The sequence below is a fragment of the Marivita cryptomonadis genome, from assembly GCF_002115725.1.
Taxonomy (GTDB): domain Bacteria; phylum Pseudomonadota; class Alphaproteobacteria; order Rhodobacterales; family Rhodobacteraceae; genus Marivita; species Marivita cryptomonadis.
On the sequence record NZ_JFKD01000050.1, the window covers coordinates 1 to 7,270 of the forward strand.

At 61.9% G+C, this 7,270-nt stretch carries 7 protein-coding genes; 6 read left to right on the plus strand and 1 reads right to left on the minus strand.

The features are described 5' to 3' along the window. Nucleotides 1-1,222: DUF4158 domain-containing protein (locus MCRY_RS22045; protein ID WP_139834160.1), on the minus strand; the 1,222-nt coding region annotated here is incomplete at its 3' end. Nucleotides 1,223-1,351: 129 nt separating this feature from the next. On the opposite strand from MCRY_RS22045, the gene MCRY_RS22050 reads away from it, so the two are divergent. The 6 genes from MCRY_RS22050 (at nt 1,352) to MCRY_RS22075 (ending at nt 7,113) form a co-directional block, all read left to right on the plus strand. Beyond that, nucleotides 1,352-1,957 carry a recombinase family protein gene (locus tag MCRY_RS22050; RefSeq protein WP_085633899.1) on the plus strand — a complete coding sequence of 202 codons (606 nt, stop codon included), beginning with the start codon at nt 1,352-1,354 and terminating at the stop codon, nt 1,955-1,957. A gap of 338 nt (nt 1,958-2,295) precedes the next feature. After that, nucleotides 2,296-2,682, plus strand: coding sequence for a hypothetical protein (locus MCRY_RS22055; protein WP_085633901.1), 387 nt, complete (start codon nt 2,296-2,298; stop codon nt 2,680-2,682). After that, nucleotides 2,679-3,389, plus strand: a complete 711-nt coding sequence (locus tag MCRY_RS22060) for a nucleotide-binding protein (protein WP_085633903.1) — start codon at nt 2,679-2,681, stop codon at nt 3,387-3,389. The genes MCRY_RS22055 and MCRY_RS22060 overlap by 4 nt, the downstream gene beginning before the upstream one ends. Further along, nucleotides 3,386-3,904 carry a hypothetical protein gene (locus MCRY_RS22065; RefSeq protein ID WP_085633904.1) on the plus strand — a complete coding sequence of 173 codons (519 nt, stop codon included), beginning with the start codon at nt 3,386-3,388 and terminating at the stop codon, nt 3,902-3,904. Before MCRY_RS22060 ends, MCRY_RS22065 begins: the two co-directional genes overlap by 4 nt. Nucleotides 3,905-4,105: 201 nt before the next feature. Next, nucleotides 4,106-4,405, plus strand: coding sequence for a hypothetical protein (locus tag MCRY_RS22070; protein WP_139834161.1), 300 nt, complete (start codon nt 4,106-4,108; stop codon nt 4,403-4,405). Next, nucleotides 4,402-7,113: a relaxase/mobilization nuclease domain-containing protein gene (locus tag MCRY_RS22075; protein ID WP_085633907.1), complete on the plus strand. Its 2,712-nt coding sequence runs from the start codon at nt 4,402-4,404 to the stop codon at nt 7,111-7,113. Before MCRY_RS22070 ends, MCRY_RS22075 begins: the two co-directional genes overlap by 4 nt. Nucleotides 7,114-7,270 lie beyond the last annotated feature (157 nt).

Below are 7,270 nucleotides of genomic sequence, written 5' to 3' on the forward strand. Positions count from 1 at the left end.
TGACACCCGCCGCCTGGATATCCAACGCGCGCAGCATGCGCGGGGCATAGCGCCGGAACCGATGATAGCCCTGACCGACATGCGCCAAAGGGTCAGCGGCCATCGTGTCGGTCAGCTCGGCGGCGGTAGCAACCAACCCTTCAAGCCGCTCCCATCCGCAGGCCAGCTCCGTCGCCTGATCCAAGGGCGCGCCATCGCTCCTGGCTTCGAGCAAGGCGGCGCCAAGCGACCTGAAGGCGCGCAGGGTGTCCTGCACTGCCGTCTTTGCGTCAGAGATTTTGGCATCACAGAGCTTCTTGGCACCCTGCCATGTCTTGCCAACGATCCGGTCGTGGGTTTCGATTACCGCGTCGGCAAGCACCGCGCGCCATGCAACGGCGCAGACCGCGATGATGGCCAGGCGGCGATCACTGCTAATGTCACGCAGACCATCGGCAAAATAGCGTTCGCCCTGACGCTGGAGGCTGGTCACCCGATGGGGTGGAATGCCAGAGAGGATGTCAGGCGACAGGGTCATCTCCTGCAGGAATTCCAGCCGGTCAAGTAGACGGGTGACGTCGGCTGAGTTCTGCCCCACCTCGAACTGACGCAACCAGACGAACCGGCTGACCTTGCCCTCGACCATTTCCGTAAGCAGGGCATCAAGGCGGGCTTTCAGGGGCTCATCCAGCCGGGCCACGATGGCGCTGTCGATCCGGCGTTCCGCCGCGACAAGCGCATCCGCGCAGAGGCGCTCGATGACGGATATACCCGGCAGGACCGTTCGGGTCCGGCGGCACTCGTCGACAAATCGGCGTGCCAAATCATGGTTGGTGGTCGCACTCTCCGCCTCGCCCGCCAACCAGGCCTTCAGCTCGCGTGCGCGGTGACCGGAGAACATCTTGAATCCGTAGGCCTGACGTAAGTCGACCAGATGCCGACGTCGCGTTACGTCGGTCTCGGCGTAACGACAAAGCTCATCCATCCCTTCGCCAAGCTGTGCGGCGATGAAGCGGCTGACGGGCTCCGGAATAACCTCACCCGACACCAACAGTCGGCCAGGATACCGGAACACACAAAGCTGAAGGGCGAAGCCGAGGCGATTGCGTGCATGGCGACGGGTTCGAATGATTTCGATGTCCTCATCCGACAGCGTGTAGTGGTAGAGGATGCTGGCTTCATCTGTCGGAAGGTCGATCAGCGCTGCGCGTTGGCGCGCGGTCAGAATAGAGCGTCTTGGCATGTGGGGTTGTCCTTGTTAGTCATTAGTCTGTTCAGGACAAAATCCGCACCAGCAAAATCAAAGGCTTGCAAGGCCAAACTCCGAGGGGGTTCAACTGGGACACATCCTCAAGTAGCGAAGCGATAGGATATGAAAAACCGCGCGGCCATTTACGCCAGAGTTTCGACATCCGACCAATCCTGCGAGCGGCAAGTCACGGAACTGACCGCTTTCGCGGAACGGGGCGGCTACGACGTGGTTGATGTCTTCAAGGAAACAGCCTCGGGGGCTTCGGCCAACCGCGCTGCCCGCAATCGGATCCTCGACCTCGCGCAGGCCCGTCAGATTGATGCCATCCTGGTCAGCGAGCTTTCCCGGTGGGGGCGCTCCACTCAGGACCTGCTCGATACCCTCAATCGGCTCGCAGGCTGGAAGGTCTCGGTCGTGGCTATGAACGGCATGACCTTCGAACTCGACACGCCACATGGGCGGATGATGGCCACAATGCTCGCAGGGATTGCCCAGTTCGAGCGCGACCTTCTCAGCGAGCGTGTGAAATCCGGTCTCGCCGCCGCTCGGGCGCGCGGTAAGAAACTCGGGCGACAGCCTGGGCAACGACCCAAATCCGACAAGCTTGCCCCAAAGGTGCTGCAGGCCGTTCAAGACGGCAGATCATACCGATGGATTGCGCGCGATCTCGGGATCTCCAAAAACACCGTCACTGACATCGTTAAACGGCACAGGGATCACGCTTAGGGCGTCACCTCCCCCCTTATCGGAGTCTGCCTCGAAATGGCTGACCTCCGGCAGACCATCTCCCGTCCCATCGGGGCAGGGTCTGTTTTTGCCTCATGCTATTCTCCCTTCCCCTACAGCCCAAAACGCAACGCGGAGAAGCCCCCCGGCGCCGACAAGTTGCCATCCTGCGAGCAGAAGACACCTCGGTGTCGCCGCCGCTGCTGGATCAGGGGGGACGGTTGACCGTCGCCATACCCTGCTAAGGGCAGGGTGATCCCGAAAGCGGAATCCGAAGATTTATTTTCGTATTTTCACGGTCATCAAAGACACTTGCTGTGTAGCTCAAGGATAGCAGCATGGCACTCAAAACGGAACATCTGAAAGAGGCAAAGGCGGCGCTCAAGTCGATGTCGGCGCGGCGTGAAAAGAAACTGACGAAAGCCGATTTCGTCGCCGGCCTGATCCAGGACATCCACGCCAAGATGACAGCTGGGTTCTCTCTGGAAGAGATTTGCGCGGAGCTCAACAAGACGCTCCCGGATGGCGAACAGCTCAATATGAACACGTTCAAAACATACGTCCGCAGGGCCCGGACCCAGGCCGGGATCGCGCCGACCCGGGCATGGACGCGCCGGACCGGTCCAACCGAGCCCAAGATACAGACCACCCCGGACAAGGGGAGGACAAAGGTTCAGAAAGAGGACCCCGCATCAGATTTTCGAGATCAAGGAGGTGACCTGTGAAGCGTATTTTTTTCATACACGGCGACAAAGGGGGCGTCGGCAAAACCGAGGTCGCAAAGCGCATGGCCGCGGTGATGCTCCAGAATGGCCTGCCGGTCACACTGGTCGATGGCGATGATAAAAACGCAGGCCTTCATGCCGCGTTCGAAAAAGGGGAGCTTGATGTCCAGCGCATAAAAGTCATGACCCCCGCTGGCCGCGATGCCCTCTTTGACGTCATTGCGCAAAGCCCCGGGGATGTCCTGATTGATCTTCCCGCGCGCGGCTCTGACGTCACGGAGAGACTGAATCAGGACGGCGCCTCCGAAGACGGGTTCAGCCTCGAATTGCTTCTCGCCGAGATCGAGGCCGAACTGACCATCGTCTTCGTGATCGATCAGACCCGGTCGCCGCTCGTGGCGCTCAAGGATGAGCTGGCAGCCCTACCGGATGCCACGCGCTGGATCATCGTGCGCAACTGGCGCGAGGACCGCGATTTCACGTTGTTCGACACGACCAAGGTCAAAGCCGATCTCGAAGCGCGCGGGGCCGCCGTTATCGACATGGTCCGGCTCGACCCCCGTGTGAATGACATTCTCGAAAATGCCAGCCTGAACCTGATCACCGCGCAGACCTCGGACAAGCTTTCCATGCTCCAGAAGATGCGCGTAAAGTCAGCGGTCCGGTCGTGGTCCGAGCAGATGAAGATCGCAGGGCTGCTTGAATGACTGGCCTTCCGGAAGACCTGTTCACCCAAGTCTACCGCCGCACCCCGACGGATGACGACCGCGCCCGGCTGCTGGCGGTCAAAGCCGGGCTGGGTCTCTCTGCCCGGGACGAGCTGTGGCCGGTGATCCTGGTGCTCGATCACTATGACCGCGCGATCAGAGCGGGCCGGGCCGCCACCTTGCGCGACGTCCAGCGCGTCCTGGACGCAATGAACGACATTCCGGACCGCGCCGGGCCGATCGCGGAGGCCGAAGCCAGGAAGGCCATCGCGCGGATCATCGAGGAGGCATCCGACAAGATCGCCCGGGCCTCGGCGCAGAAATCGATCACGACAGCGGATCGCATCTCCCGACAGCAACTTATTGTCGCGGCCGTTGTCGGCGCACTCAGTGCCGCCTGTCTCGCCACTGCCGCAGCTTGGGGCACGTATGTCGTCCTTGAGGCCCGCGGTATCTGCGCGGAGCCGCCCGGTCGGGCCCGGGATGGCTCCATCGTGTGCTTCGTTCAGCGGTAATGGGCTGATCTCCTTCTCCGCCGGATGGCGTCGGCGGGATCAGCTATGGGCGTTAGGGGGGAAGGTGTGCGTTAGGGATTTTCAGGGCGGGGTCATAAAAAAGAAAGAGGGGTGACTTGGGGCTGGGAAGGCATGGCACGGGCAGGCGATGGGAAAGAGAGGTCGAACCGCCGGAGGCGGCACAACCTCCTTCAGAAGCGGGTGGATGATGACGAGCTGGACGGGTTCATCAAGCGCGCGCGCAAGGCGGGGTTCCAAGACTATCGTGATTATCACGGTGCCCTGATCTCCGGCGAGGCCGGGTTTGATCGCAGAGAGCGCCATGACCTCCTGCGCATCCACGGCGAGCTGGGAAAGCAGGGCTCGAACCTGAACCAGCTTGCATACGCCGTAAACGCGGGGCTCATCACCGCGTTGTCGCCAGATGATTTGCGCGTGATCCATGAGGTCAGCACTGAAGTCGAGAAGGCCGCCGCGCTGATCCGGGCCCTGCTGGCATGATCGGCGAGGCCATCAAGAAAGAAGGGGAGAAAGGCTCTGGTGGGGGCGCAGATGCCTTCAAGCCCGGCGTGACATACGTGTGCAGCAAAGCCGCCCGGGTCGCGCTGCGCAACCTCGCCTCGGGCGACTGGCGGCATGCGGCGGAGGACATGCGGCTCTCGTCAGAGCTGAACAGCAGGGTCCAGCAACCGTATTACCATGTTGTGCTCAGCTGGCATGAACTGGAGCAGCCGACCGATGACCAGATGGTCGAAGCGGCTGACCATATGATCCGCAGCCTGGGGCTGGAGGAGAACCAGATCGTCGTGGGGACGCATCACGACACGAAGCGGCGGCATGTTCACCTGGTCTGCAACACCGTCCACCCCATCACCGGAAAGGTCTGGTCGAAGTCGAACGACCATCTCCGGATCGAGAAGGCCTGCCGCGAGATCGAGCTGGCGCAAGGCTGGTCACATGACCGGGGCCGGTGCGCGTTCGATGTGTCAGCGGACGGCACGGTCGAGTTGCAGCCCAACCCGGCGGCCTGGGACAAGAAGAAAGCGGACCGGGACGCCGGAACGAGGCCCAAAACGTCGGGTGCACGGAAACGCGAGAAATCGACAGGGATCGAGACATTCGAGCATGGTATCCCCGCCGCTCTGAGAACCAGCTTTGCAGAAGCCGTTGGCTCTGCGCGGGACTGGCAGGACCTCCATACCCTGCTTGGTGAGCTTGGACTGCGCTATTACAAGGCGGGGTCCGGCGCGCGGATCAGTATTCTGGGAAGCGACGAATTCGCGAAAGCGTCGGCCTTCGGGTCGAAGTTTTCCATCAGGAAGATGGAGGTGTCTTTCGGGGCCTATGAAGATCCGGGTGGCGCATACATCAATGATCTCAAAGAGGATCACAAGGATATTGAAAGCATATCCGGGGTGGTCTGGGAGGAGGATCGGAAAGCGACCGCATCCTCGGCCTTCAAGCTGACCCTCCTGCGCCGCATCTATTGCGACCTCCATCTCGACCCTCAGGTCTCCGAGGCGATCCGCTTTGTCGATCTGCAAGATGTGCCTCCGCAGATCACGTTTCGGGATAACGTGACGCTGGTCGATCATGGCAACCGCCTGTCGACATCACGCAGCACCCGAGAGACGCGCACGGCCATGATTGCGATCGCCAAGGCCAAGGGATGGTCATCTGTAAAGTTCACTGGGTCACCTGACTTTGTGCGTCTTGCTTCTCTTGAGGCCGCCCGTGCGGGCCTACCCGTGCACGGGGCCCCGGATGACGTTCAGGCGCAGTGTGATGCGATTCTGGAACGGCGGGAGTGTCAACAGCGCCGGATCGAGGCCGAGGCCCGGACGGCGGAGAAGGCGGCCCAGGAGGCCATCGCAGACCGCGATCAGGCGATCCGGGGGAATGACGCCGAACGGGCGGATGCCACGGTCCGGCTCGAGGAGAAGACCGCCGAGGCCCGCGCTGTGCTCGACGCCATCGGCTCCGGGCGTGATCCCGTCCGGACGGCCCTTCGGACCGTGGCGCGCGCGGAAGAAAAGCGGATCACGGCAGAACTGCTGGATCGCCGGACCGTCTCGACCCCGCAACCCGCACCGGATGCAGATCGTGGCAGCGTCAGCAAGAAGCGTCGGATCGCCAGGGTGGGCCAAGAAAACGACCACCAAGAATTGGACCGGATGCGCGCCGTCCACATCGACGAAATCACTGCACGCGGTGGCTGGTCCTACGCCCCCAAGCACAAAGACGGGCACAAAGACCCGCAGGGCCGGGATCGTCGAACCTATGTGCGCGGCGGCGAGACGATCAAGGCGACGCGGAAAGGCGCTGCCTGGATCTGGACAAACAACAAGACCGGCGCGTCCGGATCGGTCATCGATCTTTGGCTGTCCGACAATGCGGGATCGACACTTGGCGATGCGCGCAAGGCGTTCCGCGAGATCATGGGCACCGACGCACCGATGCTGGCACCCACGGCAACGCTGCGCCGGGGTGACCGCCCGCCGGACCACACCGAAGCCCGGCGCAGATGGGAGGAGGCGCCCTATATCGGGGATCAGCAGACCTATGCAGAGGATCGGGGCATCTCGAAAGCGACCCTGCACCGTTTCCGGGACGATGTGCGCTGTGGCGCTTTTGGCGGCATCTACTTCGCGCACCGGAACCCCGAGACCGGCGATATCCAGGGGTTTGAACAGCGATGGGAGAAGCACGGGCAGAAAAATACCGCGCGCTTTGCCAAGGGTGGTGTGAAAACCGTCTCCGTCCTCGGCAATCCGAAAACCGCCACGCGTATGGTCGTCTTCGAAGGCGGCCTCGACGCCCTCGCGCTCGCGGAATTTGAGGCCCGGGATGACACGATCTACGTCAGCACAGGCGGCGGGTTCGGGCCGAAGACGGAGGCCGCCCTTCTCAAGCTCGCTGAGGGCCGGCAGGTGCTGTCAGGCTTCGATAATGATGCGGCAGGGGATGCCCTTCACAGCCAGCTCACCGGGTTCCTGCCACAGGTGACGCGTCTTGCGCCGCCGTCACGGGTCGGGATTGCAATGAAGCCCTGCAAGGACTGGCTCGATGTTCTCAACGCGTCCAAGGGTGCGCCTTCGCCAACCATGTCGTCGAGCGGTCTTGCGGCTCACAGTGAAAGTGCGGGCCTTGCCGAGCAGTCGGTGCAGGCCCCGCATTTGCGTGAACCCAAGATGCCGGAATTTGGCTGACCTAACAAGCGCTGCAGCGCGACAAACAGAGATGAAGTCGCGTCAAATCCCATTATCGCCACAAAAGTGATCACAGCGCTTCTTAAAATGAAGAAAAGAAGAGGACGTCAGGGCCTTGTGATACGATCCGGCCCCCTACCGGAATCTACCCCACATA